Annotated in this window: 22 protein-coding genes, 1 tRNA gene and 1 pseudogene; 10 read left to right on the top strand and 14 right to left on the bottom strand. The window is 72.9% G+C overall.

Annotation, left to right across the window (positions count from 1 at the left end; all coding sequences use genetic code 11):
* The first annotated feature begins 18 nt into the window (after positions 1-18).
* From ABZ576_RS05790 to ABZ576_RS05780, 3 genes are all read left to right on the top strand, one after another.
* Positions 19-1,044 carry a P1 family peptidase gene (locus tag ABZ576_RS05790; protein WP_360736213.1) on the top strand — a complete coding sequence of 342 codons (1,026 nt, stop codon included), beginning with the start codon at positions 19-21 and terminating at the stop codon, positions 1,042-1,044.
* Between the two features lie 279 nt (positions 1,045-1,323).
* Positions 1,324-2,490: an Ig-like domain-containing protein gene (locus ABZ576_RS05785; protein WP_360736211.1), complete on the top strand. Its 1,167-nt coding sequence runs from the start codon at positions 1,324-1,326 to the stop codon at positions 2,488-2,490.
* 157 nt (positions 2,491-2,647) lie between these two features.
* On the top strand, positions 2,648-3,394 hold the full coding sequence (locus ABZ576_RS05780; RefSeq protein ID WP_360736208.1) for a DUF6227 family protein: 747 nt from the start codon (positions 2,648-2,650) through the stop codon (positions 3,392-3,394).
* 151 nt (positions 3,395-3,545) lie between these two features.
* On the opposite strand, the gene ABZ576_RS05775 is transcribed toward ABZ576_RS05780, so the two are convergent.
* The 5 genes from ABZ576_RS05775 to ABZ576_RS05755 form a co-directional block, all read right to left on the bottom strand.
* Positions 3,546-3,806 (bottom strand): hypothetical protein, encoded by a 261-nt coding sequence (locus tag ABZ576_RS05775; RefSeq protein WP_360736206.1) that lies wholly within the window; start codon positions 3,804-3,806, stop codon positions 3,546-3,548.
* Positions 3,807-3,926: 120 nt separating this feature from the next.
* On the bottom strand, positions 3,927-6,116 hold the full coding sequence (locus ABZ576_RS05770) for a fructose-specific PTS transporter subunit EIIC (protein ID WP_360736203.1): 2,190 nt from the start codon (positions 6,114-6,116) through the stop codon (positions 3,927-3,929).
* Positions 6,117-6,470: 354 nt separating this feature from the next.
* Positions 6,471-7,418 carry a 1-phosphofructokinase gene (gene pfkB / locus ABZ576_RS05765; protein WP_360736200.1) on the bottom strand — a complete coding sequence of 316 codons (948 nt, stop codon included), beginning with the start codon at positions 7,416-7,418 and terminating at the stop codon, positions 6,471-6,473.
* Entirely contained in the window at positions 7,415-8,176 is a 762-nt protein-coding gene (locus ABZ576_RS05760; RefSeq protein ID WP_360736198.1) for a DeoR/GlpR family DNA-binding transcription regulator, read from the bottom strand. The genes pfkB and ABZ576_RS05760 overlap by 4 nt, the downstream gene beginning before the upstream one ends.
* A gap of 259 nt (positions 8,177-8,435) precedes the next feature.
* Entirely contained in the window at positions 8,436-9,965 is a 1,530-nt protein-coding gene (locus ABZ576_RS05755; protein ID WP_360736196.1) for an MFS transporter, read from the bottom strand.
* Positions 9,966-10,027: 62 nt separating this feature from the next.
* On the opposite strand from ABZ576_RS05755, the gene ABZ576_RS05750 reads away from it, so the two are divergent.
* Positions 10,028-11,011: a YafY family protein gene (locus tag ABZ576_RS05750; protein WP_360736194.1), complete on the top strand. Its 984-nt coding sequence runs from the start codon at positions 10,028-10,030 to the stop codon at positions 11,009-11,011.
* Positions 11,012-11,062: 51 nt separating this feature from the next.
* Here the strand turns inward: ABZ576_RS05750 and ABZ576_RS05745 are convergent, their stop codons facing one another.
* Both ABZ576_RS05745 and ABZ576_RS05740 read right to left on the bottom strand, forming a co-directional pair.
* Entirely contained in the window at positions 11,063-11,752 is a 690-nt protein-coding gene (locus ABZ576_RS05745; protein WP_360736669.1) for a TetR family transcriptional regulator, read from the bottom strand.
* Positions 11,753-12,550: 798 nt separating this feature from the next.
* Positions 12,551-13,549, bottom strand: a complete 999-nt coding sequence (locus ABZ576_RS05740; RefSeq protein ID WP_360736192.1) for a sigma-70 family RNA polymerase sigma factor — start codon at positions 13,547-13,549, stop codon at positions 12,551-12,553.
* 209 nt (positions 13,550-13,758) lie between these two features.
* Between ABZ576_RS05740 and ABZ576_RS05735 the strand changes: the two genes are divergently transcribed.
* The gene (locus ABZ576_RS05735) at positions 13,759-14,277 is read left to right on the top strand and encodes an N-acetyltransferase family protein (RefSeq protein ID WP_360736189.1); all 519 of its coding nucleotides are present in this window, start codon (positions 13,759-13,761) and stop codon (positions 14,275-14,277) included.
* Between the two features lie 67 nt (positions 14,278-14,344).
* Here ABZ576_RS05735 and ABZ576_RS05730 read toward each other — a convergent pair whose 3' ends face one another.
* Positions 14,345-15,136 (bottom strand): class III extradiol ring-cleavage dioxygenase, encoded by a 792-nt coding sequence (locus tag ABZ576_RS05730; protein ID WP_360736187.1) that lies wholly within the window; start codon positions 15,134-15,136, stop codon positions 14,345-14,347.
* A gap of 105 nt (positions 15,137-15,241) precedes the next feature.
* Here ABZ576_RS05730 and ABZ576_RS05725 point away from each other — a divergent pair, with 105 nt between their 5' ends.
* Entirely contained in the window at positions 15,242-15,751 is a 510-nt protein-coding gene (locus ABZ576_RS05725; RefSeq protein WP_360736184.1) for a MarR family transcriptional regulator, read from the top strand.
* 10 nt (positions 15,752-15,761) lie between these two features.
* On the opposite strand, the gene ABZ576_RS05720 is transcribed toward ABZ576_RS05725, so the two are convergent.
* Positions 15,762-17,306: an MFS transporter gene (locus ABZ576_RS05720; protein WP_360736182.1), complete on the bottom strand. Its 1,545-nt coding sequence runs from the start codon at positions 17,304-17,306 to the stop codon at positions 15,762-15,764.
* A gap of 328 nt (positions 17,307-17,634) precedes the next feature.
* A complete protein-coding gene (locus ABZ576_RS05715) occupies positions 17,635-18,273 on the bottom strand; it encodes a helix-turn-helix domain-containing protein (RefSeq protein ID WP_360736666.1) in 639 nt (212 codons plus the stop codon).
* A 294-nt stretch (positions 18,274-18,567) separates the two neighbouring features.
* On the opposite strand from ABZ576_RS05715, the gene ABZ576_RS05710 reads away from it, so the two are divergent.
* From ABZ576_RS05710 to ABZ576_RS05695, 4 genes and pseudogenes are all read left to right on the top strand, one after another.
* Entirely contained in the window at positions 18,568-19,842 is a 1,275-nt protein-coding gene (locus ABZ576_RS05710; RefSeq protein WP_360736179.1) for a M6 family metalloprotease domain-containing protein, read from the top strand.
* Between the two features lie 455 nt (positions 19,843-20,297).
* The gene (locus tag ABZ576_RS05705; protein ID WP_360736177.1) at positions 20,298-22,178 is read left to right on the top strand and encodes an IclR family transcriptional regulator C-terminal domain-containing protein; all 1,881 of its coding nucleotides are present in this window, start codon (positions 20,298-20,300) and stop codon (positions 22,176-22,178) included.
* 95 nt (positions 22,179-22,273) lie between these two features.
* Positions 22,274-22,346, top strand: a tRNA-Arg gene (locus ABZ576_RS05700).
* A 74-nt stretch (positions 22,347-22,420) separates the two neighbouring features.
* A pseudogene (locus tag ABZ576_RS05695) lies at positions 22,421-23,089 on the top strand (helix-turn-helix transcriptional regulator); the annotation flags it as partial.
* A gap of 92 nt (positions 23,090-23,181) precedes the next feature.
* Here ABZ576_RS05695 and ABZ576_RS05690 read toward each other — a convergent pair.
* The 4 genes from ABZ576_RS05690 to ABZ576_RS05675 form a co-directional block, all read right to left on the bottom strand.
* Entirely contained in the window at positions 23,182-23,310 is a 129-nt protein-coding gene (locus ABZ576_RS05690) for a hypothetical protein (protein WP_360736174.1), read from the bottom strand.
* Between the two features lie 23 nt (positions 23,311-23,333).
* A complete protein-coding gene (locus tag ABZ576_RS05685; RefSeq protein ID WP_360736172.1) occupies positions 23,334-23,858 on the bottom strand; it encodes a hypothetical protein in 525 nt (174 codons plus the stop codon).
* 348 nt (positions 23,859-24,206) lie between these two features.
* The gene (locus ABZ576_RS05680) at positions 24,207-24,527 is read right to left on the bottom strand and encodes a hypothetical protein (RefSeq protein WP_360736169.1); all 321 of its coding nucleotides are present in this window, start codon (positions 24,525-24,527) and stop codon (positions 24,207-24,209) included.
* Positions 24,524-24,703, bottom strand: coding sequence for a hypothetical protein (locus tag ABZ576_RS05675; protein WP_360736166.1), 180 nt, complete (start codon positions 24,701-24,703; stop codon positions 24,524-24,526). The genes ABZ576_RS05680 and ABZ576_RS05675 overlap by 4 nt, the downstream gene beginning before the upstream one ends.
* Between the last annotated feature and the right edge of the window lie 118 nt (positions 24,704-24,821).

Genomic DNA, 24,821 nt, shown 5'->3' with positions numbered 1-24,821 from the left:
TGGGCCACACTGGCGCCCATGACAGCTGACGGATTGACGGATGTCGCCGGGCTCCGGGTGGGGCACGCCACCCGCACCGGCGAGGGCCGGCTCACCGGCACCACGGTCGTCCTCGCGCCCGAGGGCGGTGCCGTCGCCGCCGTGGACGTGCGCGGCGGCGGACCCGGCACCAAGGAGACCGACGCGCTCGACCCGCGCAACGTGGTGCGGAAGGTGGACGCGGTCGTGCTGACCGGGGGCAGCGCCTACGGGCTCGACGCGGCGTCCGGGGTGATGGCCTGGCTGGAGGAACAGGGGCGCGGCGTACCGGTGGGGGCGGACCCGGCGCACGTCGTGCCGGTGGTGCCCGCGGCCTGCGTCTTCGATCTGGGGCGCGGCGGCGACTTCCGGGCGCGGCCGGACGCGGCGACCGGACGCGCGGCGGTGGAGGCCGCGGCGGCGAGCGCGCCGGGCGCGCGGGTGCCGCAGGGGTGTGTCGGCGCCGGCACGGGCGCCGTCGCCGGGCAGCTCAAGGGCGGGGTGGGCACCGCGAGCACGATGCTGGCCTCGGGGATCACCGTGGCGGCGCTGGTGGTCGCCAACGCGGCGGGATCGGTGATGGATCCGGAGACGGGGGTGCTGTACGGGGAGTTGCTGCAGGGGCGGGTGGAGTATCCGGAGGAGCACGTGCACGCGGCCGCGCGCCGGCGCCTGGACGAGGCCGCCGCCCGGAACGCGCCGCCACCGCTCAACACAACGCTGGCGGTGGTCGCGACGGACGCGGACCTCACCAAGGCACAGGCGCAGAAACTGGCGGGTACCGCGCACGACGGGATCGCGCGCGCGGTGCGGCCGGTGCACCTCCTGCACGACGGGGACACGGTGTTCGCGCTGGCGACCGGCGGGCTCCCGCTGCCGGCGCACCCCCTGGCGCTCAACGACATCCTGGCCGCCGGGGCCGATCTCGTGACGCGCGCGATCGTACGGGCCGTGCGCGCCGCCGAGCCGGTGACCGGGCCGGGAGGGGTGTGGCCGTCGTACCGGGAGCTGTACGGGCAGGCATAGGGGGAGGCGGGCCACGCGAGGGCGCAGCGGGGCGCGGGCACCGGGAGGACGGAGGGAGCAGACGGGCAACCCGGGCCCGCGGACGGGGTCTTGCGCGCTGGATTGTCGCGGTTCTGTCACGTGATGGCGTTCACGGGAGTCGGAGGGAACCTTCCCCGGCGTCCGTGCCCTCTTCCTCCACGCACTGGAACGGACCACGCACATCACACCAACCTGGAGCAGCCCGTGACAACGCCGGACATTGCAGCGCGGCGCGCACTCGGGGCCTGTGCCGCCCTGATGGTCGGCGCCCTCACCCTCACCGCCTGCGGCGGCAGCGCCAACGCGACGGACGACGACGGCAAGGGCGGCAAGGACTCCCCGAAGACGTCGACGGCGAAGATAGCGATATCGGCGAAGGACGGCTCGACCGGCGCGTCCATCAACGCCACCGGCGTGAAGGTCAGCGACGGGAAGCTGACCGACGTGAAGATGACCGTGTCGGGGTCGGACCAGGCCGTGCCGGGGGCGATATCGGCCGACGGCAGCACCTGGAAGCCGAAGGACCAGCTGGAGCGCGGGACGAAGTACGAGATCAACGCGACCGCCAAGGACTCCGAGGGGCGCACGGCGGCGGCCAACTCCATCTTCACCACCGTCACCTCCTCGAACAGCTTCATCGGCACCTACACGCCGGACGACGGCGCGACGGTCGGGGTGGGCATGCCGGTGTCGTTCACCTTCGACAAGTCGATCACCGACAAGAAGGCCGTGCAGTCCCACATCAAGGTCGACTCCAGCAGCGGCCAGCAGGTGGCCGGGCACTGGTTCGGGGACCGGCGCCTCGACTTCCGGCCGCAGGAGTACTGGAAGGCCGGGTCCAAGGTCACGATGACCATCGACCTCGACGGCGTCCAGGGCGCGAAGGGCGTCTACGGGGTGCAGAAGAAGACCGTCTCCTTCACCATCGGGCGGTCGCAGGTCTCCACGGTCGACGCCGACACGCAGACGATGACGGTCGTGCGGGACGGCAAGACCTTCAAGACGGTGCCGATCTCGGCGGGCAGCCCGCAGCACACGACGTACAACGGGCAGATGGTGATCTCCGAGAAGTTCGTGCAGACCCGGATGAACGGCTCGACGGTCGGCTTCGGCGGGGAGTACGACATCCCGGACGTGCCGCACGCGATGCGGCTGACGACCTCGGGGACCTTCCTCCACGGCAACTACTGGTACAACAAGGGCAACCCGCCCTTCGGCCGGGCGGGCACCAGCCACGGCTGCGTCGGGCTCGCGGACGTGCAGGGCGCACAGGGCGACACGACGGCGAAGTGGTTCTACGACAACTCGCTCATCGGTGACGTCGTGATCGTGAAGAACTCCCCGGACACGACGGTCGCCCCGGACAACGGCCTCAACGGCTGGAACATGTCCTGGAGCGCCTGGACCTCCGGAAGTGCCGCCTGATCAGCGGATTTTGACGGTACGACGGGCCGCGCGGGAATCTTTCGCGCGGCCCGCGCGTTTTCCCGGCGTACGTTTTCTCGGTTCCCGGACATGATGTCCGACCGAGGGGCTACGGTATGCACCCACAAGGTGACATGCAGCAACGCCGGGAGATGTCTTGAGCGTTCCGTACGAGACCGCAGCGTACGAACCAGCCGAGTCGCCCGAGTCTCCGGAGGAGCATCTCGCGCGACTCCTCGGTCGCGCCCTGAACTCCTTCGAGCTGCCCGACGAGGTGATAAGGCGGCTCGACTGCGCGCTGGCGTACGACAGTTCGCTGCACTCCGCGTACCACAGCGCGGGGCTGCACCGCGAGACGTACCGGCACACCTGGCTGCTCGCCGACGGGTCGGCGGTCACCCTGTGGGAGCTCGTGCACAATCCCGCGCCCGGCGCCGCCTCGGAGCACGAGCTGTACGCCGACGAGGAGGAACTGCACGCCGCCTCGGAACAGCTCGGGCTGCCGCCGGAGACCCGGGACTTCGAACTGCCCGCGCTGATGCGGCTGTGGGCGGTGCCCGAGCCCCGGCACGTGTTCGCCTCCGACGACTCGGCGGACCACGCGCGCCGGCTGCTGCGCCGGGCGGAGAATCCCGACCGGCCCGGCGCGGAGACGGCCGCGCTGCTGGCGACCGCGACCGCGCACGAGATCACACAGGCCTTCGGCCGGCCCGGCCGGGCCGGCCGGGTGGGGCTGAGCTACGCGCTGTACGAGCACGCCTTCCTGCTGCCGGACGGCACCGAGATCTCCCTGTGGGAGGTCGAGCACACGGCGACGCCCGACGGGCGGCACATGTGCGAGGTGTACATGTCGGAGAACGCGGCCCGGGACGCCATGGAGCGGCGCGCCGCACGGCAGGGGTAGCCACGGCGAGGCGGCGGAGGCGGGACGGCGCGGGAGCGCCGGGGGCGCGGGAGCGCCGGGGGCGCGGGGGCGCGGGAGCGCGTCCGCCGCGTTCGCCCTGACGCGGGGCGGGTGAGGCGGGAGCGCCGGTGGTCAGCGGGAGCGCCGCCGGTCAGCGGCCGCCGAGGCGGCGTACCAGTCCGGCGAAGGCGTCCTGCTCCGCGGGGGTCAGCTCGACCCGCTCCAGCGGGGGCCCGGCCTGCGGCTGGGCCGGGAAGGCCGGGAGGTGAGCCGTGTGAGCAGCCGGGAGCTCTCGCAGGGCCCGCGCGCGGAAGCGGCGCAGCAGGCGCAGCACCACGACCGCCCAGGCCGCACCGGCCAGGGTGAGGAAGACCGCGCCGGCCCACTGGAGAGTCGAGACATGCTCTGGCATACCCCCCAGTACACACCACGGTCCGGACGTTGAGCCCGGACCGTGATGTATCTCGCAGGTGCCGTGAACAACTCACAGCGCACCAAAGGGACAAGGCGCCGTACGCGCCGTACGCGGCGGTCAGGCCGCTATCGGCTGCCCGGTCCCCTTCCGCGCGGTGCCGGGGTCCGCGGCGGGGCCCGCGGCCGTGGGCTCGGGGGTCTGCTTGCGCATGCCCTTGAGGAGCACCACCAGGGCGGTGGTGACGCAGACACCGGCCGCGATGGCCACCAGGTACAGGAACGGGTTGCCGATCAGCGGGACCACGAAGACACCGCCGTGCGGGGCGCGCAGGGTGGCGCCGAAGCCCATCGACAGCGCGCCGGTGAGCGCGCCGCCCGCCATGGCGGAGGGGATGACCCGCAGCGGGTCGGCCGCCGCGAACGGGATCGCGCCCTCGGAGATGAAGGACGCGCCCAGCACCCAGGCGGCCTTGCCGTTCTCGCGCTCGGCCGGCGTGAAGAGCTTGCCGCGCACGGTGGTGGCCAGGGCCATCGCCAGCGGCGGGACCATGCCGGCCGCCATCACCGCGGCCATGATCTTCATGGCGGAGTCACCGGGGTCGGCGACGGCGATACCGGCGGTGGCGAAGGTGTAGGCGACCTTGTTGACCGGGCCGCCGAGGTCGAAGCACATCATCAGGCCGAGCAGGCCGCCGAGCAGGAGGGCGTTGGTGCCGGTGAGGCCGTTCAGCCAGTCGGTCAGCCCCTTCTGGGCGGTGGCGATGGGCTTGCCGATCACGACGAACATCAGGAAGCCGACGATCGCCGAGGAGATCAGCGGAATCACCACCACCGGCATGATGCCGCGCACCGCCGCCGGGACGTGCACCCGCTGGATCGCCATCACCACGCCGCCGGCGATCAGACCGGCCGCGAGGCCGCCGAGGAAGCCGGCGTTGATGGTCACCGAGATCGCGCCGCCGACGAAGCCGGGGACCAGGCCGGGCCGGTCGGCCATGCCGTAGGCGATGTAGCCGGCCAGGACCGGGACCAGGAAGCCGAAGGACACCACACCGGTCTGGTACAGCAGCGCGCCCCAGCTGTCGGCCTGCGTCCACAGGAAGTGGTCCATCACCGAGGGCGCCTTGTTGATCTCGTAGCCGCCGATCGCGAAGCCCAGCGCGATGAGGAGACCGCCCGCGGCGACGAACGGGACCATGTAGCTGACGCCGGACATCAGCCACTTGCGGAGCCGGGTGCCGTAGCCCTCGGTGGAGTCGCCCGCGCGCTCGACCGGCGTGCCGGCCGAGGCGCGCGCCGGGGCGCTCGCCTCACCGCGCGCCGCCTTCTCGCGGACCTCCGCGATGAGTTCGGCGGGGCGGTTGATGCCCGCCTTCACGCCGACGTCGACGGTCGGCTTGCCCGCGAAGCGGTCCTTGTCGCGTACGGCGACGTCGTGCGCGAGGATCACGCCGTCCGCCGCCGCGATCACCGCCGGGTCCAGCCGGGTGAAGCCGGCCGAGCCCTGCGTCTCGACGACCAGCTCGACACCCGCGTCCCGGCCGGCGTTCTCCAGGGACTCGGCCGCCATGTAGGTGTGGGCGATACCGGTCGGGCAGGAGGTGACGGCGACGATGCGGAAGGGACGCCCGCCGGAGCCGGGGGCCGCATCCGGCGCCGGTCCGGACCCGTCCGAGGCGGCCGCGCCCGGAGCCTGCTCTGAGCCCGGGGCCGCGGCCGGGGCCGGAACCGCCGCCGGGGCCTGGCTGCCCGCCGCGGCGCCGGCGGAGGCCGCCGCCGGCGTCGCGGCGGTGTCCTGTGCGGCGCCCGCGCTCGCGCCCGCGCTCCCGGCGGCGTCCGGCGCTTGCGCGCGCTCGCCGGGCGGCGTCTCGTCCCCCCGGATCAGTGCCGCCGTCGTCTCCGCGTCGTTCGCCGTCCGCAGGGCGGAGGTGAAGTCGGCGTCCATCAGCTGGCGGGCGAGGGAGGAGAGGATCGTCAGGTGGGCGTCGTCGGCGCCCGCGGGGGCCGCGATCAGGAAGATCAGGTCGGCCGGGCCGTCCGCCGCGCCGAAGTCGACGCCGGCGGCGCTGCGGCCGAACGCGAGGGTCGGCTCGGTCACATGGGCGCTGCGGCAGTGCGGGATGCCGATGCCGCCGTCGAGCCCGGTCGGCATCTGGGCCTCGCGTGCGGCCACATCGGCCAGGAAGCCCTCCAGGTCGGTCACCCGGCCCCGGGCCACCATGCGCTCGGCGAGGGCACGGGCCGCCGCTTCCTTGGTGTCGGCGGACAGGTCGAGGTCGACCAGGTCCGCGGTGATCATGTCGCTCATCGCGGGCTCCTATGCACGCGTTGTCGCCCGGGGAGAGGAGTGGGCGGAGTGGGGACGGGGGTGTGGTGGGGGGAGGCGGTGGTGCGGGGAGGGGAGGCGGGAATGGTGCGGTGGGGGGAGAAGGGGGCGGAGCGGTGGGGCGAGGGGTGGTGCGGGGAGGCGGGGCCGGGGAGACCCCGCTTCCCGGGGACCGGGCGGTGGCTCAGACGGCCGTACCGGTGCCGAGGGGGGCGGCGAGTAAAAGGGAGCCGCGCCGTTTGGGGGCTGGGGGCGTGGCCGTGCCCGGACGTGCGGGCACGGGACGCGCGCCCAGGTGGCGGGTTCCGGGGCGGGTGCCCCGCTGCACGATCGAGATCATGACACCGGCTCCATCAGTTCGCGGTCGAGGGGGAGGTCGGCCGTCACCGTCACCGCCGCCGGATCCAGGTCCGCGGGGGCCGGCATCAGGCTGCCGGGGAGCTGGACGGCGGCGGCGCCGTGGGCGACGGCGGAGGCCAGGGCCTCGGGGCCGGTGCCGCCGGCGATGAGGAAGCCGGCCAGGGAGGCGTCGCCGGCGCCGACGTTGCTGCGGACGGCACTCACCCGCGCGCTGCCGAACCACGCGCCCGTGTCCGACACCAGCAGCTGGCCGTCGGCGCCCAGGCTGGCGAGCACGGCGCGCGCGCCCATCGCACGCACCTCCTCGGCCGCCTTGAGCACGTCGCCGAGGGTCGCCAGGGGGCGCCCGACGGCTTCCGCGAGCTCCTCGGCGTTCGGCTTCACCACGTCGGGCCGCGCGCGCAGCGCCTCCCGGAGCGCGCGGCCCGAGGTGTCCAGCGCGATGCGCGCGCCGCAGGCGTGCGCCCGGGCGACGACATCGGCGTACCAGGAGGGCGCGAGCCCCCGGGGCAGGCTGCCGCAGCACGCGATCCAGTCGGCGTCCCGCGACTGCCGGCGGACCGTCTCCAGGAGCAGTTCCTGTTCCTGGGCGGACAGGTCCGGACCGGGCGCGTTGATCTTGGTGAGCACCCCGTCGGCCTCGGCGAGCGCGATGTTGGACCGGGTGGCGCCCGCGACCGGGACCGGCGCCACCTCGATGCCCTGCGCGTCGAGCAGTTCGGCGACGAGCGCTCCCGGCGCACCCCCCAGGGGCAGCACCGCGACCGTGCGCCGGCCGGCGGCCGCCACGGCACGCGAGACGTTCACGCCCTTGCCGCCGGGGTCCATGCGCTCGCCGGTGGCGCGGATCACCTCGCCGCGTTCCAGGGCGGGGACCTCGTAGGTGCGGTCGAGGGACGGGTTGGGGGTGACGGTGAGGATCATGCGCGCACTACTTCCGTGCCGCCGCGCTCGATGGCGGCGGCGTCTTCCGGGCTCAGCCCGCTGTCGGTGATCAGCAGGTCCACATCGCTCAGGTCACCGAAGCGGGCGAAGTGCTCCTGGCCGTGCTTGGCGGAGTCGGCCAGCAGCACCACGCGGCGGGCGGCGGCGACCGCCGCCCGCTTGACCGCGGCCTCGGCGAGGTCGGGGGTGGTCAGACCGTGCTCGACGGAGAAGCCGTTGGCGGCGACGAACAGGACGTCCGCGCGGATCTCGCCGTACGCGCGCAGCGCCCAGGCGTCCACGGCGGCGCGCGTACGGTGCCGGACGCGCCCTCCGACCAGGTGGAGCTGGATGCCCGGGTGGTCGGCGAGGCGGGCGGCGATGGGCAGGCTGTGCGTGACGACGGTGAGGGAGGTCTCCAGCGGGATCGCCGCCGCCACCCGCGCCACGGTCGTGCCGGCGTCGAGGATCGTCGTGCCCTCGGCCGGCAGCTCGGCGAGGGCGGCCTTGGCGATGCGGTCCTTCTCGCCGGCGGCGGTCGACTCGCGCTCGGCGAGGTCCGGCTCGAAGTCGAGGCGGCCGACCGGGATGGCGCCGCCGTGCACCCGGCGGACCAGGCCGGCGCGGTCGAGGGCCTTCAGGTCGCGGCGGATCGTCTCCGCGGTGACCTGGAACTCCTCGGCCAGCGACAACACGTCCACCCGGCCGCCGTCACGCGCAAGCCGGAGGATCTCCTGCTGCCGCTCCGGTGCGTACATGTCCGTTTCGCCTCCGCCTCGCTGTCCGAGCGTTTTCGAGTCATTGCCCGAACGTGTGGTTTCACTGCGAGAGTACGTCCGGCTATCCGGAAAGTAAACAGGTTCGGACCGCGTTCGGGCATGAACGGACTTCCGCAGCCGCCCGGACAGCTCCGGTGGGCCCCGTCACGGCCGTCCGGACGGCTCGGCTCCCTCCATGGCCGTCCGGACAGCCGCAGGGCCCGGTACCGGGTCGGTACCGGGCCCTGCTCGTGCCGGGTCAGGACACCAGCTCGGGTCGCTTCTCCACCGCCGCGGACTCCTCTTCGGCGGCACCCTCCACATGCTGCGCCGGCCGCTTCGGCAGCGCGGCCATCAGCAGGAAGATCACGCCCATGACCCCGGCCACCCACCACAGCGCGTACTGGAAGGCGTGCACGAAGGCCGGCCCGACCTGCGCCGGGGTCAGCCGGTCACCGATCTGCCCGAAGAACACGACCGAGACGAGGCCCAGTCCGAGCGCGTTGCCCATCTGCTGCACGGTGTTGATCAGTCCCGACGCCGAACCGGCGTGCTCGCGCGGCACCTCCGAGAGCACCGCGTCGGTCAGCGGGGCGACGATGAGCCCCATGCCGACACCCATCACGATCAGCGGCGGGGCCATCTGGAAGGAGGTGATGCCGAGGCCGTAGCGGTGCGCCTCCCACAGGTAGAGCAGCACGCCGGCCCCCATCACCAGCGCGCCCGCCTGGAGCACCTTCCGGCCGAACCGCGGGACCAGCTGCTGCACCGACAGCCCGGCCGCGGTGGACACCGCGATCGAGAAGGGCACCCCGGTCAGCCCGGCCCGCAGCGGGCTCCAGCCCAGCCCGATCTGCATGTACAGGGTCCAGACCAGGAAGAAGATGCCGAGCGCGACGCCGAAGACGGTCTGTACGGCGATACCGGCGGCGAAGCTCTTCACGCGGAACAGCGACAGCTCGACCAGCGGGGAGCCGTCCCGGGCCGCCTTGCGCCGCTCGTACGCCACCAGCGCGGCGAAGACGACGAGGGCGCCGGCCATCGAGAGGTGTCCCCACAGCGGCCAGCCCAGCTCGCGCCCGCGGGTGAGCGGGTAGAGCAGCATCAGCAGGCCGAGCACGACCAGGGCGACGCCGACGAGGTCCAGCTTGAGCGCCTTGGGGGCCTTGGACTCGGTGATGAAGCGGCTGCCGAGCAGCCAGGCCGCGATGCCGACCGGCAGGTTGATGAGGAAGATCGGCCGCCATCCGAGGCCGAAGAGGTCCCACTCGGTCAGCAGCGCGCCGAGCAGCGGGCCGGAGACCGCCCCGAGACCGACGATCGCGCCGAACAGGCCGAACACCTTGCCGCGTTCGTGGGCCGGGAAGGTGGCGTGCACGATCGACAGCACCTGCGGCACCATCAGTGCGGCCATGCCGCCCTGGAGGATCCGGGAGGCGACCAGCATCTCCGGGTTCACGGCGAAGCCGCACAGCGCGGAGGCGAGGGTGAAGCCGCCGATGCCGATGAGGAACAGCCGCTTGCGGCCGTGGATGTCACCGAGCCGGCCGCCGGTGATCAGTCCGGCGGCGAAGGCGAGGGCGTAGCCGGCGGTTATCCACTGGATCTGGCTGACCGAGGCGTGCTCGCTCCGCTCGATGGACGGGATGGCGATGTTGACGATGGTCACGTCCACCAGGTCCATGAAGGCGGCGGTCATGACGATGGCCAGGGCCAGCCAGCGGGATCGGTCGGCCGCCGGGTCGGTGGCCGGGCGACCGTGTGCGGTGGTGTCGTCGTTCGGGGTCATGGGAGGAACGTAGCCCCCCATTAGGCCAGGTCGTGTCCTACTCGTGCGGCATCCTCGTGTGCATGACGACGGACACACCGGCCCGGCTGCTGCAGTTGCTCTCCCTCCTCCAGACCCCGCGCGAGTGGCCCGGCGGTGAGCTGGCCGGACGGCTCGGGGTCTCCCGGCGCACGGTGCGCCGGGACATCGACCGGCTGCGCGAGCTGGGCTATCCCGTCCAGGCCACGCGAGGGGCCGAGGGCGGCTACCGGCTGGTGGCGGGCAAGGCGATGCCGCCGCTGGTCCTGGACGACGAGGAGGCGGTGGCGATCGCGGTCGGGCTGCGCGCCGGCGCCGGGCACGCGGTCGAGGGGGTGGACGAGGCCTCCGTACGGGCCCTCGCGAAACTGGAACAGGTGCTGCCGGCCCGGCTGCGTCACCGTGTCTCCGCCCTCCAAGCCGCGACGACCCCCCTGACCAGCGGGGACGGGCCGACCATCGCACCGGAGACGCTGACCGTGATGGCGTCCACGGTGGCCGGGCACGAGCGGTTGCGGTTCGCCTACCGGGACAAGGAGGGCGGCGAGTCCCGGCGGCTGACCGAGCCGCACCGGCTGGTGTCGACCGGGCGTCGCTGGTACCTGGTCGCGTACGACCTCGACCGGGCGGACTGGCGCACCTTCCGGGTGGACCGGGTCAGCGAGCCGTTCGCGACCGGAGTGCGGTTCGCGCCGCGGGAGTTGCCGACGGGCAGCGCGGCGGAGTACCTGCGCCGGTCGATCCAGGGGCGGCAGGAGACCTACGCGTTCGCGGTGCGCTTCGCCGCGCCGGCACCGGCGGTGTCCGCGCGCGTCCCGGCGTGGCTCGCGGCACCCGAGGACGACGGGGAGGGCGGCTGCGTGCTGCGCGGGACCACGGGGGATCCGATGGAGTGGCTGGCGGTCCGGCTGGCGATGGTGGGGCACGACTTCACGGTGCACGAGCCGGCCGAACTCAGGGCGTGCGTGCGGGAGCTGGGCGGACGCTTGAGCCGGGCTGCGGGCGCCGGGCGGGATGCGCCGCCATGATGTCCGCGGCCCCCGGGCACACACGCCCCACGCCCCGACGCCCCCACACCGCTACGGCGTCTCCGGCTGCCCCTCGTCGCCCGGGGCCCCGGCCCACTCGAAGTCCCGCAGCGCGCGCAGGTTGCGCAGTGCCAGGGCCGCCGGTCCCCGCGGACCGGTGGGCGGGGCGCTCGTGGACGCCCAGGACTCCACGGCCACGCGGACGGCGGCACCGGCCACGGCGGCGGCGAAACGCAGCGGAGGGGTGACCGGCGCCGGGACCGCACCGCCGGCCGTCGACCCGGAACCGGCCGCCGGCTCGGAACCGGCCGCCGGCTCGGAAGCCGCCGTCGGCTCGGAGCCCGTCAGTCGCCCCGCCAGGATCTCCCCGAGCACCCCTTCCGACGCCTGGCACACCTCCGCCCAGACCTTGCGCAGGGCAGGGCTGGTGTCGGCCAGGCGGACGAGGGTGCGCACCCATTCCCAGGACGCGGCCGAGACACCGGCGCCGGGGGTGAGGGTGTGACGGACGGCGTACTCCAGCGCCTGCGGGAGGGACAGCTCGGCCGGGGCGGTGCGGACCGCCTCCGTCCAGCGGCCGGCACCGGCCGCGTAGAGGGGGGAGACCGCTTCTTCCTTGGTGGCGAAATACCGGTAGAAGGTGCGCGGTGCGATACCCGCCGCCTGGGCGATGTCCTCGGCCCGGGTGGCCCGCAGGCCCTGCTGCACGAAGAGGGCCGCCGCCGCCCGGGCGATCTCCATTCGGGTCTCGGCCTTGCGGCGTTCGGTGAGGGACACCGGCGCAGAGGCGGAAAACGGCTGGTGGGCGGCGCTGGGGGTGGTGCTCATCCCGGCAGGCTATGCCCGTGTGGCAGAATCTGCCATCCGGCGGTCCACCCCGGGGTTCAGGTACGGGGTGGGCCGCCGCTCCAGCTTCTCGTACCGCCGGTGCCCGCCGCCCGGCCCGGCCGGGTGCCGGGCGCGGCCAGGGACGCTCACCCTCGGAAAACACGCACGCCCACCCCGGAGACGGTGTGTCCGCCCGGGGCAACGCACAGGAAAGGCCGGACTCCGGCGCCTGGGGGGGGATAGGCGCCGAAGCCCGGCTCGGGAGGTCCCGGCGCCGGGGGGGGGATTGCGTCGGGACGTGGCTCACGTGGGGTCGGCCCGCGTCGGCCGGGGGTTGATCGTGGGGGTGGGGAGTGCGGTCTTGCGTGGTTCACGCGGCCCGTTCCCGGGCCCGCAAGGGTTTTTCCCGCGGGCCTGGGACTTGAAGCGATGGGACTACGCCATGTTTGCGCCGTCTTTCGCCACCGGGCGTGCGCGCCGCGCGGGGCGCCGTAGACCCGGTACGCCGTGGCACCACGGGTGGGGCGGCCATCGCGCCGCACGCCCTCACCTGCCCCGCCGCAGGGCGACCACCGCGCCGCCGTACGTCCGGCGCACCACCCCGCCGCGGGGGCGGGGCGCGTCCCGCCGTACGGCCGCTACGGCAGGTCCGCCGCTGGGCCGCTACAGCGTGTCCGCCGCAGGGTCGCTACGGCACGTCCGCCGCGGCCGTCACGCCGCCGCGTCGAAGCCGGTGTCGCGGGCCAGCTTCTTCAGTTCGAGGAGGGCGTGCTTCTCGATCTGGCGGATGCGCTCACGGGTCAGGCCGTGCTCCTTGCCCACCTCGGTCAGGGTGCGCTCGCGGCCGTCCTCGATGCCGTACCGCATCTTGATGATGGAGGCCGTGCGCTGGTCCAGGCGGCCGATCAGGTCGTCCAGTTCCTCGCTGCGCAGCAGGGTCAGGACGGACTGCTCGGGGGAGACCGCCGAGGTGTCCTCCAGCAGGTCGCCGAACTGCGTCTCGCCCTCGTCGTCCACCGACATGTTCAGCGAGACCGGGTCACGGGCCCAGTCGAGGACGTCGATGACGCGCTCCGGCGTCGAGCCCAGCTCGGCGGCGATCTCCGCGGGCTCCGGGTCGCGGCCGTTCTCGCGGTTGAACTCGCGCTGGACGCGGCGGATGCGGCCGAGCTCCTCCACCAGGTGGACGGGGAGCCGGATGGTGCGGGACTGGTCGGCGATGGAGCGGGTGATGGCCTGCCGGATCCACCAGGTGGCGTACGTCGAGAACTTGAAGCCCTTGCGGTAGTCGAACTTCTCGACGGCGCGCACCAGGCCGGCGTTGCCCTCCTGGATCAGGTCGAGCAGCGGCAGGCCGCTGCGCGGGTAGCGCCGGGCGACCGCGACGACCAGGCGGAGGTTGGAGCGGATGAAGACGTCCTTGGCCCGCTCCCCCTCGGCGGCCAGCGCCTCCAGTTCCTCCCGGGTGGCGTCCGCGTGGGTCTCCTCGTAGCCGTCGAGGACCTGCCTCGCGAAGACACCCGCCTCGATGGTCTGGGACAGCTCGACCTCCTTGGCGGCGTCGAGCAGCGGCGTACGCGCGATCTCGTCGAGGTACATGCCGACCAGGTCGCGGTCTGCGATCTCGCCGCCATGAGCGCGAACACTGCTTGCCGAGTCGGCCGTCTCGCCGGTGGCGGACTGACGACGGGCGACGGCACGGGTTGCCATGCGTGCTCCCTTGCGATGGTGGGCTGGCGGGTGGTCCTGGTGAACGCCCGGCACTGGGAACCGTCTCTGGGACTCGCTCACCCTCTCCGAGACTCTCCGAGTGCCCTGCATCCGTGGGAAACAACGACTGGAATCCGGACAGAATTCCCAACCCACCCCCCGATTTTTCTGATCATGCAGTACCCTGTTCCGCCACCCAGGGAGGCGAGATGTCGTCGGAGCGTACTGACGTGCAGGTCAGGCCGGGCGCCGAGGGGGACCTCGGGGCCCTCACCGCGATCTACAATCACTACGTACGTGAGACGGCCATCACATTCGATACCGCGATCTTCACTCCGGAAGAGCGCCGCCCTTGGCTGCTCTCCCACCCGGAAGACGGCCCGCACCGGCTGATGGTTGCCACCGACGCGCGGTCACAGGAGATCCTCGGGTACGCCACGTCCAGCCCTTACCGGCCGAAGCCGGCGTACGCGACGTCCGTGGAGACCTCGGTGTACGTCGCCCCGGACGCCGGCCGGCGCGGGGTGGGCACGCTGCTCTACGGCGCCCTCTTCGAGGTCCTGGCCGGACAGGACGTGCACCGCGCCTACGCGGGCATCGCCCAGCCCAACGAGGCGTCCGAGCGGCTGCACGCGCGCTTCGGTTTCCAGTACGTCGGCACGTACCGCGAGGTGGGCCGCAAGTTCGGCCGCTACTGGGACGTGGCCTGGTACGAGAAGCGGCTGTGAATCAGCCGAACCGCACCGACCGCTGAGCCGCACCGCACCGACCGCTAAGCCGAACGGGACCGACCGCTTACCCGAACTGGACCGACCGCTTCGCCATCCCCATCCAGAACCCGTCGATCACCGACCGCTGCGCGTCCGGCCCGCCGCCGGCGTCCGCCGCGCCCATGGCGACGAAGAGCGGGGCGAAGTGCTCGGTGCGCGGGTGGGCGTAGCGGCCGGCCGGGGCCTTGTCCAGGAAGTCGAGCAGGGCGTCCCAGTCACGTGCCTCCAGGGCCCGCCGGCCCCAGTCGTCGAACTCCGCCGACCAGCTCGGCACGCCCGGGCCGGTGTGCCGCAGCGCGGCGAGATTGTGGGTGAAGAAGCCGGAGCCGACGATCAGCACGCCCTCGTCCCGCAAGGGGGCCAGCTTGCGGCCGATCTCCATCAGGCGGACCGGGTCCAGCGTGGGCAGGGAGATCTGGAGGACGGGGACGTCGGCGTCCGGGTACATCTCGACCAGCGGGACGTAGGCGCCGTGGTCGAGGCCCCGGTCGGGGATGTCCTGGACCGGTATGCCGGGGGCGCGCAGCAGCTTGCGCACGGAGTCGGCGAGCGCCGGCGCGCCGGGGGCGGCGTACCGGACCCGGTAGTAGTGCTCGGGGAAGCCCCAGAAGTCGTACACGAGGGGCGCGGTCTCGACCGCGCCGAGGGCCAGCGGGGCCTCCTCCCAGTGGGCGGAGACCATGAGGATCGCCCGGGGGCGGGGCAGGCCGGCGGACCAGGCGGCGAGCTGGCCCGGCCAGACCGGGTCGTCGGCGAGCGGCGGGGCGCCGTGACTGAGGTACAGCGCGGGCATGCGCTCGGGAGTGGTGGCGGACATCGCGGCAGCTCCGGGGTTCAGCAGATGCTTTAACTCTCAAGCTCTACCCGACACCCTACGCGGCACTTGTTCAAGTTTCAAGGAGGCGCCTCGTAAAGTGGATACATGAACACGGCACCGGATCCCGTCGCACGGCACCGCTGGCTCACCGAAGAGGAACAGCGCGTCTGGCGCGCCTATCTGCACGCCACCACCCTGCTGGAGGACCACCTCGACCGGCAGCTCCAGCGCGACGCGGGCATGCCGCACATCTACTACGGCCTGCTGGTCGGCCTCGCCGAGGCGCCGCGCCGCCGACTGCGGATGACCGAGCTGGCGATGCAGGCGAAGATCACCCGCTCCCGGCTCTCGCACGCGATCGCCCGGCTGGAGAAGAACGGCTGGGTGCGCCGGGAGAACTGCCCCTCCGACAAGCGCGGCCAGTTCGCCGTCCTCACCGACGAGGGCCACGAGGTGCTGCGGCGCACCGCGCCCGGCCATGTGACCGCCGTACGGCAGGCACTGTTCGAGCGGCTGAGCCCGGACCAGCAGAAGGCCCTCGGCGAGATCATGGAGATCGTCGCCGAGGGCCTCCAGCCCGATGAAGCGGGTGCGGACCTGCCCTGGCTCCGCTAACGGCTCACGGTCAGTGGACCACCACCGGCACCGGCACCTCGTCCTGGAGGCCCTCGCCGTCACCGGAGGCCACCGTGGCGGTCCCCGGGCGGCCGGCGTTGACGAAGGTGAAGGCGATCAGGGCGGCCAGGCCCAGGATGCCGACGGCCACCCAGATCGCGGCGCTGTAGCCGTGCACCATGCCCTGGAGCTGCACCAGCTCCTGCTGCGGCTTGGCCGTGGCACCGGCGATGTGGTCCTTCACGTACGAGGTGGTCGCCGAGGCGGCGATCGTGTTCAGCAGGGCGGTGCCGATCGCGCCGCCCACCTGCTGCGAGGTGTTCACCATCGCGGAGGCGACACCGGCGTCCCGGGGCTCGACGCCCTGGGTGGCCATGGACATCGCCGGCATGAACGCCGTACCCATGCCGAGCCCGAGCAGCACCATCGCGGGCAGCAGCAGCGCGGCGTACGAGGAGTCGATCTCCAGCTGGGTCAGCAGCAGCATGCCGAGGCCGGCGACCAGGAAGCCCGGGCCCATCAGCAGGCGGGCCGGGACGCGGGTCATCAGCCGGGTGCCGATCTGGGTGGAGCCGGTGATCATGCCGGCCACCATCGGCAGGAACGCGAAGCCGGTCTTGACCGGCGAGTAGCCCTTCACGATCTGCAGGTAGTAGGTCAGGAAGAGGAACAGGCCGAACATGCCGATGATGGCGAGGCCGAGGGAGAGGTAGATACCGCCGCGGTTGCGGTCGGTCACCACGCGCAGCGGCAGCAGCGGGGCCTTGACCTGGGACTCCACGACCACGAACGCGACCAGCAGCACCACGGACGCGACGAAGGTCGCGATGGTCGTGGTGTCGCCCCAGCCGTCGGACTCGGCGCGGGTGAAGCCGTAGACGAGGGCGACGAGGCCGAGGGTGGACAGCAGGACGCCCGGGATGTCGAGCGGGTTGCGGTTGCGGCCGCCCTCCGGCTCACGGATGACGAAGTAGGCACCGGCCGCGGCGACCACGGCGAACGGGACGTTCACGAAGAAGGTCCAGCGCCAGTCCAGGTACTCGGTGAGGAAACCGCCGAGGATCAGGCCGACGGCACCGCCGCCGCCCGCGATGGCGCCGTAGATGCCGAACGCCTTGGCGCGCTCCTTGGCGTCGGTGAACATCACCGCGAGCAGGGACAGCGCGGCCGGGGCGAGCAGCGCGCCGAAGACGCCCTGGAGGGCGCGGGCGCCGAACATCATCGCGCCGGTGGTGGCGGCACCGCCGAGCGCGGAGGCGGCGGCGAAGCCGGCCAGGCCGAGCACGAAGGCGCGCTTGCGGCCCCACAGGTCGGCGATCCGGCCGCCGAAGAGCAGCAGACCGCCGAAGGCGAGGGCGTAGGCCGTGACGACCCACTGCTTGTTGCCCTCGGATATGCCGAGGTCCTGCTGGGCGGAGGGCAGGGCGATGTTCACGATGGTGGCGTCCAGGACGACCATCAGCTGGGCGAGCGCGATGAAGACGAGCGCCTTCCAGCGGTTGGCGTCACCGCTCGGGGCGGCGGCGCCGGGAGCCTTGAGGGCTGTTTCGGACATGGGGATACCCACTTCGGGACTTCGTGACGGAAAAGTGGCGAGAAAACGGTGTGAAGCAGAACAACCAGTGACAAGCCGGAGAGCGGCGGCCGGGAAGGCTGCCGTTCCCGAGGGGGACCTGCCGTTGGTGAACTCGTCGGTGGTGGACTCGTCGGTGGTGGACTTGCCGTTGGCGGACTTGCCGTTGGTGGACTTGCCGTTGGTGGACTGGGGTCGGGCGCCGAACTGATCGGTGGGGCGGGCTGCTCGGCGGGTCGGGGCCGGACCGCTCGGTGGGGCCGAAGTGGCCGGCGCGGGGCGGACCGCCCGGCACCGGCCGGCTACTCGGTCAGGAGTCGCGCAGCTCCTCCATGCTCATGGCCTTGCCGGGCAGGACCGAACGGGCCGGGGCCCGCAGGCCGTCGAGGAACAGCTGGAGGTGGCGGTGGACGAAACGGTCGCCGCGCAGGCAGTCCGTGCCGGCCGGGGGCCGGCTCAGCTGGGCCACGACGATGAGCAGATCACCGACGCCGACGTCCGGCCGGAGCTGCCCGGCCGCCCTGGCCCGGTCCATGACCTCCTCCACCAGGTGCTCGACGCGCCGACGGGACGCCTCCAGGTCGGGGTGGTGCTGGTCGAAGGTGCTGGACACCATGGGGCACAGCGCGCTGATCCGCTCGTCGGCGGCGGTGTGCGCGAAGCGCTCCAAGGCGGCGAAGGCGTCCCCGGTCTCCGCGAGGGCCAGCTCGGCCGCCTCGGCCGTACGGTCCATGACGGAGCAGACGACCTCGCGGACGAGGGCGTCGCGGTCGGGGAAGTTGCGGTACACCGTGGCGTTACCGACGCCGGCCCGGCGGGCGATCTCGTCCAGCGGCACGTCCGGACCGTGCTCGACGAACATCTCGCGGGCGGCGGTGACGATCCGCTCCCGGTTGCGCACGGCGTCGGCGCGCGGCCGGGGCACCTTGCGCACTGCGGGGGCGGTCATGGCCTGCACGGCGTACTCCTCTGCGGTGAAGGGGGCGTTGGGCGATCCGGGGAGCAGGTCCCCGTTTCGCTCGGACACAGGGCTAAACGGGGAGAGCGTCCCCGGTTATTTCCCGGACGCAGAAAGAAAGCGTGTGACCTGAGACACAATCAGCACCCGCCCAGTTTCACCCGTGTGCGGACCGGCTTTCCCACGATCGGTCGCCCCAGCGCGCGCCCACCGCCCCGCCGACACAGGGTGAGCGCAAGGGTGCAGCCGGAGACCGGCGGCTGCCGTGGCGCGAAAGGTCCCTGCATGCAGCCGCAGCCCCGCCGCCGCATACGCCCGCGCCGGGCGGCCGGCCTCGCCGTGGTGACCGCACTGACCCTCGCGGTCAGCACCTCGGCCGGGACCGGACACCTGACGGCGCCGACCACCGCCGGGCCGATCAGCCTGGCCCGCTCCTCCGCACTCGTACCCTGTTTGATCCGTGGCGGCTTGGACGTGCAGATGACCGAGGGCCTGCCCACCCCGTCGGGCTACTCCCGCTCCACCGGCACGGTCCGGGCCCTGACCCTGATGGTCGACTTCCCCGACGCGCCCGGCAAGGGCAAGGCGATGGACCGCTTCCACGAGTTCTTCCCGCAGACCCAGGAGTGGTTCCGCACCGCGTCGTACGGCCGTCTCGACTACCGCCCCGAGACCCCCGTCCCCGACTGGCTGCGCATGCCGAAACGTTTCCGGGCGTACGGCATAGAGCGCGGTGCCCCCTTCGACCCCGGCTACCGGCGCCTGGTGCAGGACATAGTGGCCGCCGCCGACCCGACGGTGGACTTCCGCGACTACGACCTGCTCAACGTGCTCGTCACCCCGAATGCCGGTCCTTCCGCCCTGGACACCGTGCTGTCCGTGACCTTCGCCGGCAACGACGACGCCCCGGTCGCCGACGGCGTCCGCATCGCCAACGCCTCCTTCGTCTACTCCCGCCAGGACGACGGTTCCGGCTCCTACGACCGCACCGGCTACCGGGTGCTGCCGCACGAGAACGGCCACACCTTCGGCCTGCCCGACCTCTACACCCAGGAGGGCGGGGGCGCGGTCGGGCACTGGGACATCATGAGCGAGGACTGGGGCGCCAACAACGACCTGCTCGGCTGGCACAAGTGGAAGCTGGGCTGGCTGGACGGCGGCCAGGTGGGCTGCGCGGCGAAACCGGGCAGCGTCGAGTACACGCTGTCGCCGCTGCACAAGGAGGGCGGCGGGAAACTGATCCTGGTGCCGGTCACCGCGCGCACCACCTACGCGCTGGAGGTGCGCGCGCAGGGCGGCAACGACGAGGCGGTGTGCCGGCCGGGCCTGCTCATCTACAAGGTCGACGCCATGGTGGACACCGGGCGCGGCCCGATCACCGTCTACGACAGCCACCGCGGCAGCGGCGGCTGCACCCGCAGCCCCAACGTCCACGCGGAACTCTCGGACGCCCCCTTCTCCCCCGGCGAGACCTTCAAGGACCCGAAGCACGGGATCAGCGTGCGGGTGATGAGCGCGGACGAGGAGGGGAACCACCGGGTGCGGATTACTCGGGGGTGAGGGGGGTGGGGGGTGAGGGAGGTGGGGGTGAGGGGGCGAGGGTGAGGGGATGCGGGGGTGACGGGGCGAGGGTGAGGGGGCGAGGGTGAGGGGATGCGGGGGTGACGGGTGAGGGGGCGCGGGCGTTTGGATGCGAACGTGCGGATGTTGTGCGGGCGTACGGGCGTGCGGGCGTGCGGGCGTGCGGGCGTGCGGGCGTGCGGGCAGAGGATCTCCTCTCCACCCCCGCTTCCGGCCTCCCGGTCTCCGGCGCCGCGCGCACCCGTGCCCGGCCCGAGGCGGGACCGAGAGGCGGGACCAGGACGTCGGGGCGAGAGGCGGGACCAGGACGTCGGGGCGAGAAGCGGGGCCAGGACGTCGGGGCGAGAAGCGGGGCCAGAGGCCTGGCCGGGAGGACCGGTGGGGTCGCGGTCCGGTTTACCGTAGGCGTGCCCCGACGCCGTACCGGAGAGACGATGCCCGCCAAGACCGCAGTGGATGCCGACACCCAGGCCGGGGCCGGGGCCGGGTTCGCGGCCGGGGTGCCGGCGGAGGTGGTCGGGCCGCTGGTGCGCGGAGTGGGTGTGCTCCGGCGGCTGACCGAGGCGGGCGGCACGCTCAGCCCCGGCGCGTTGGAGCGGGCCACCGGACTGGCGCGGTCCACGGTCGACCGGATCACCGCGACCCTGGCCCGTATGGGCTACGTCCGCTTCGACGGCCGGGACGTCGTCCTGGGCCCGCGCGTGATGGAGCTGGGCAACGCGTATCTGGCGGCCCTGCGCCTGCCCACGCTGCTCGGCGCGCGCGCCGAGGCCCTCGCCGACGAGCTGGACGAGTCGGTGTCGCTCGCGGTGGACGACCTCGACGGCATCCGCTTCGTCCACCAGGCCACGCGCCGCCGCGCGCTCTCCGTCAGCTTCCGCGTCGGCGACCTGCTGCCGGCCGAACGGACCGCGCCGGGCGCGCTGTTCGCCACGGAGTGGACGGAGGCGGAGTGGCAGCGGTGGCGTACCCGGCGGGCTCAGGACCCGTCGGACGCCGCCTTCCCCGCACTGCCCCCGAGCCCCGAGCCCACGGCGTCCACCGAGAGGCCGGAGCCCACCGAGCCCACTGACGGTGGCTTCGGCGCGGCGTCCTTCACGAGGCGCACCGCATCCTTCACCGAGCCGGCCGCACCCTTCACCGAGCGAGCCACGTCCTTCACCGAGCGCACCGCACCCCCTTCTGGACGCACCGCACCCTCCGCCCCGCGCGCGGCGTCCTCCTCCGCCCCGCGCGCGGCGTCCTCCTCCGCGCCCGCAGCGTCCGTCACCGAGCGGGCCGCGTCCTTCGCCGAGCGGGTGGAGCGGGCCCGCCGGGACGGCTGGGCCCTGGACGACCAGCTCATCGAACCGGGCCTGGTCGCGGTGTCGGTCCCGGTGCGCGACCCCGGCACCGGCCGCCCGGTCTGCGTGGCGAGCGTGGTCAGCCACACCAGCCGGCATCCGGCGGCGGAGCTGCGCACCAGCCTGCTGCCCCGGCTGCGTACGGCGGTGGCGGCGATGGAGGCGGACCTGCGGGCGGCGGAGCCGGTGCCGCCGGGACCGGCGCCGGTGGGGCTCGCGGCCTGGACGACGGCGTCCAAGCACGAGCTGGGCCGGGAGTTCGTGGAGTCCCTGGCCCGGGGTCTGACCGTACTGACGGCGTTCGGCGAGGGGCGCTCGGCGCTGAGCCTCACGGAGGTGGCGCGGGCGACGGGGCTGGCCCGGGCGACGGCCCGCCGGGCCCTGCTCACCCATACGCACCTGGGACTGGTGACGGCGGCTCCCGACGGCACCTTCGCCCTCACCCCGCGCGTCCTCGACCTCGGCTTCCCGCCCCTCACCCGCACCACGCTCCCCCGCCTCGCCGAGCCCCATCTGCGGGCCCTGGCGGACCGGTTGCACGAGCCCGCGGCGCTGGCGGTGCTGGTGCCGGGTGCCGAGCCGGAGATCCAGTTCACGGCCCGGGCGGGGGCGCGGCGGGTGCTGACGGTGGACATCGCCGTGGGCGCACGGCTGCCCGCGCGGGCGACATCGCTGGGCCGCGTCCTCCTGGCCGGCGCCGACGGTCCCCTGCCCGGCGATCTCGCCGAGATCCGGGCGCGGGGGTACGCGCTGGCCGACGAGGAGCTGGAGTCGGGGCTGCGCTCCGTCGCCGTACCGGTCCGGGACCGTACGGGCAAGGCGGTCGCCGCGCTGAACGTCGCCACCCACGCGGCCCGCCGCACGCTGGCGGAGTGCGTGGAGGACGTCCTGCCGGCCCTGCGGGAAACCGCCGACCGCATCGAGGCCGACCTGCACACCGCCTCCCGCTTCACCCGGGTGCCGCCGTCCTGAACGGGACCCGCCCCCGCCGGAATCCTGATCCGGTACCCTGTGGACCGAGTGCTCCGGTCCCCACCACCGGACCACTCAGGGCTCCACCGAGCCCCGCCTTCGTAGCTCAGGGGATAGAGCACCGCTCTCCTAAAGCGGGTGTCGCAGGTTCGAATCCTGCCGGGGGCACAGACCTAAGCAGCAGGTCAGAGAGGTCACAGGCCCTCCGTTCCATTCGAACGGAGGGCCTTTCTCATGATCGAATGCCACATAGATGCCACACCGCCACACGATCTTGCTTGGCCTTCACCCGTAAGAGGGACTGGACTACGTTCAACAGACACGTAGTGTCGGCGTCGGGACGGGCAGGTGCGTCTCCCCACGCGTGCCTGAGACGCGCGTCCCGTGGAACCTGCGAGGTGTCCGGCGGGGAGGCCGGCCCTTGCAGGCGGAGGGCCCCCGTCGTCTATATCGGCGGGGGCCCTTCTGCGTCCCAACGTAGACCGCCCCGGGGCCAGCGGCACCCGGGGCGGGACGCCTTGACTGAGTCATGGCGTCCAACAGCCGAAAGGGGCGGAGACGCGTACGCCCCACCGACCGCTCTTGGTCCGCCGCGCCCGCTGGTCAGCAGCGGCGCAGACGGCATCTCACGGATCCCCGCACCCGAGATCATTAAATTCGCCTGGTCGGGCAAAGACAATGAGACAAGATCCATACAGCGTGTGCTGGTGCCACTCGATCCGATGCCCGCATGGGTACTCACCCGCCGCCGGGAAATCGGGGCACGCATCCGTGACGCACGCCTACGCGCCGGCCTTACTCAGATACAGCTCGGTGAGCGCATCGGCCGGGACCACCGCACGATTCACCGGTGGGAGTACGCGCAGCGCGTGCCCAACCTGGAAGACCTCCTGCTGCTCGCCGACGCGCTGGCATTACGGCCTATCGACCTCATCGGCGACGAGGCGGCGAGGCGGCGAGGTAAAGCCCCGGCCAACTCGGGAGCTGACCGGGGCCGGACCACTCAGCCCTCGGCTCGCGGCACGATGAACGCCCGCATCGGCTTGGGCTCCGGGTCACGCGAGTCCGGCTGCTGCGCGCGTCGCCACGCCGCCACCAGCTCCGCGTACTTCGGGTCGATCCACTCGGACATGCGGCCTCCCTTCACCCGGGAGGCTAGCCGTTGGGCTTGGGCCTGGGCATGGTCACGATGGGTCCCGAGTCGTCTGAATGCTGGCACTTCGCGGCGACCGACACGAGCGTCTCGTCCGACGGCGCCACCCACAGCTCCGCGTCCGCGAACCAGCCGAGCTCGCCGATCGCCTCGCGGGTGCGGTCCAGGATCGCCGGGTCGTAGTTCTCCGGGCCGTAGCCGGGGGCGTGGTGCACCATCCGACCGCCGAGCCGCTGGCACAGCTCGGCGTACATCGCGGTGTGCACGATGAGCGCGTGCCAACCCTCGTCCACGATCCGCGACGGGACCAACCCGTCGCCCGGATTCGCCGAGCAGGCGGCCACAAACTTGAGGGCCTCTTCCACGATCCGGCCCGCCAACTCTGAGGACATATCCGGGTTGGCGTCCATCACTGCGCGGCGGCAGCTCTCGAACTGCTCGTCAGCGATGAGCATCCGCGGGATGACCGCCGGCGGCTTGGGGTCGACCGGGCCGCCGTCCGGCGTGGGTCCGGGAGGTACTGTCATCAGATCTCTCCTTCGCTGGTTGCGGATGGGGGTGGCCCGGGCCGGGCTTCTTCGCGGGATGCCGGCCCGGGCAGTTGTTTCTGTACGGGTCCGCCGCCGGTTCAGGGGCGATCCGGCAGCGGACCCTGTGGCCGCCCGTTCACCTCCGCCGGGGGGCCGTCCGGCGCCCTCAAGGCGCCGGGGTCTGGTGTCACACGCCGAAGCGGCGCGACGGATACCTCTGCTGCGGGGCTGGCTTGCAGGGCTTCTCATGCACGTGCAGCGTGACGCCGGGGCCGGAGGCGGCGTGGTGATCGATGGTGCGGTACCGCTCGCCCTGGCGGATCGGCTCGTCGCAGCGGGCGCACCTCATCGCCGCGCCTCCCGGACCGCGCGGACCAGCTCCAGTCCCACCGGGCAGCGCGTGTGATCGGCCAGGCACTGACCGCACGACTGGCCATGAGCTACGAGCGCGTCCATCGCCTTCTGGAGAGCGCACGGCCGGCACGCGCGGGGGAAGTAGGCCGTGCCGTCCGCAGCCTTCCGTTCGCCGAGGTCCACGGCCGCCGCTGTGTCGAGAGGCGCGCTGTCCCAGACGCAGGCAGCGCCGCGGGCCTGATCCGTGGTGAGGTCATCGCGACCGGGAAGGGGCAAGCTGTGCAGGCCCGCGAGTTGTGTCGATGCGCTCATGGCTGTTGCCCGTCCTCCACCTCGGCCCAGATCTTCGGCGTGCCGGTCGTGTCGGTGCTGCCCCAGACATCTGCGCCCCGCAGAACCTCGATCACCGCACGCCATGTGGCGACGGACAAGCCGGGCGGGGCGGCGACGTGCATCCGGATGCCGCGCTCGGTGGCGAGTAGTTGCACGGGCTCATCGAGGGCCCGCTCCAGGGCGGTCCGCAGTGCTGCTGCTCCAGGCTGACGGGCACGACAATCCTCACTCTCGTGCGAGAGAATGACTCTCGTACGAGAGTAGCCCTGAGCT

It is taken from the genome of Streptomyces sp. NPDC013455 (genome assembly GCF_040632975.1).
Lineage (GTDB): Bacteria > Actinomycetota > Actinomycetes > Streptomycetales > Streptomycetaceae > Streptomyces.
This window is presented reverse-complemented; position numbering and strand designations above follow the sequence as displayed.

Coding starts and splice junctions, on each gene's coding strand:
- ABZ576_RS05790 (WP_360736213.1), top strand. CDS start 19: ATGACAGCTGACGGATTGACGGATGTCGCCGGGCTCCGGGTGGGGCAC.
- ABZ576_RS05785 (WP_360736211.1), top strand. CDS start 1,324: ATGGTCGGCGCCCTCACCCTCACCGCCTGCGGCGGCAGCGCCAACGCG.
- ABZ576_RS05775 (WP_360736206.1), bottom strand. CDS start 3,806: ATGCCAGAGCATGTCTCGACTCTCCAGTGGGCCGGCGCGGTCTTCCTC.
- ABZ576_RS05770 (WP_360736203.1), bottom strand. CDS start 6,116: ATGAGCGACATGATCACCGCGGACCTGGTCGACCTCGACCTGTCCGCC.
- pfkB (WP_360736200.1), bottom strand. CDS start 7,418: ATGATCCTCACCGTCACCCCCAACCCGTCCCTCGACCGCACCTACGAG.
- ABZ576_RS05760 (WP_360736198.1), bottom strand. CDS start 8,176: ATGTACGCACCGGAGCGGCAGCAGGAGATCCTCCGGCTTGCGCGTGAC.
- ABZ576_RS05755 (WP_360736196.1), bottom strand. CDS start 9,965: ATGACCCCGAACGACGACACCACCGCACACGGTCGCCCGGCCACCGAC.
- ABZ576_RS05750 (WP_360736194.1), top strand. CDS start 10,028: ATGACGACGGACACACCGGCCCGGCTGCTGCAGTTGCTCTCCCTCCTC.
- ABZ576_RS05745 (WP_360736669.1), bottom strand. CDS start 11,752: ATGGAGATCGCCCGGGCGGCGGCGGCCCTCTTCGTGCAGCAGGGCCTG.
- ABZ576_RS05740 (WP_360736192.1), bottom strand. CDS start 13,549: ATGGCAACCCGTGCCGTCGCCCGTCGTCAGTCCGCCACCGGCGAGACG.
- ABZ576_RS05735 (WP_360736189.1), top strand. CDS start 13,759: ATGTCGTCGGAGCGTACTGACGTGCAGGTCAGGCCGGGCGCCGAGGGG.
- ABZ576_RS05730 (WP_360736187.1), bottom strand. CDS start 15,136: ATGTCCGCCACCACTCCCGAGCGCATGCCCGCGCTGTACCTCAGTCAC.
- ABZ576_RS05725 (WP_360736184.1), top strand. CDS start 15,242: ATGAACACGGCACCGGATCCCGTCGCACGGCACCGCTGGCTCACCGAA.
- ABZ576_RS05720 (WP_360736182.1), bottom strand. CDS start 17,306: ATGTCCGAAACAGCCCTCAAGGCTCCCGGCGCCGCCGCCCCGAGCGGT.
- ABZ576_RS05715 (WP_360736666.1), bottom strand. CDS start 18,273: ATGACCGCCCCCGCAGTGCGCAAGGTGCCCCGGCCGCGCGCCGACGCC.
- ABZ576_RS05710 (WP_360736179.1), top strand. CDS start 18,568: ATGCAGCCGCAGCCCCGCCGCCGCATACGCCCGCGCCGGGCGGCCGGC.
- ABZ576_RS05705 (WP_360736177.1), top strand. CDS start 20,298: ATGCCCGCCAAGACCGCAGTGGATGCCGACACCCAGGCCGGGGCCGGG.
- ABZ576_RS05690 (WP_360736174.1), bottom strand. CDS start 23,310: ATGTCCGAGTGGATCGACCCGAAGTACGCGGAGCTGGTGGCGGCGTGG.
- ABZ576_RS05685 (WP_360736172.1), bottom strand. CDS start 23,858: ATGACAGTACCTCCCGGACCCACGCCGGACGGCGGCCCGGTCGACCCC.
- ABZ576_RS05680 (WP_360736169.1), bottom strand. CDS start 24,527: ATGAGCGCATCGACACAACTCGCGGGCCTGCACAGCTTGCCCCTTCCC.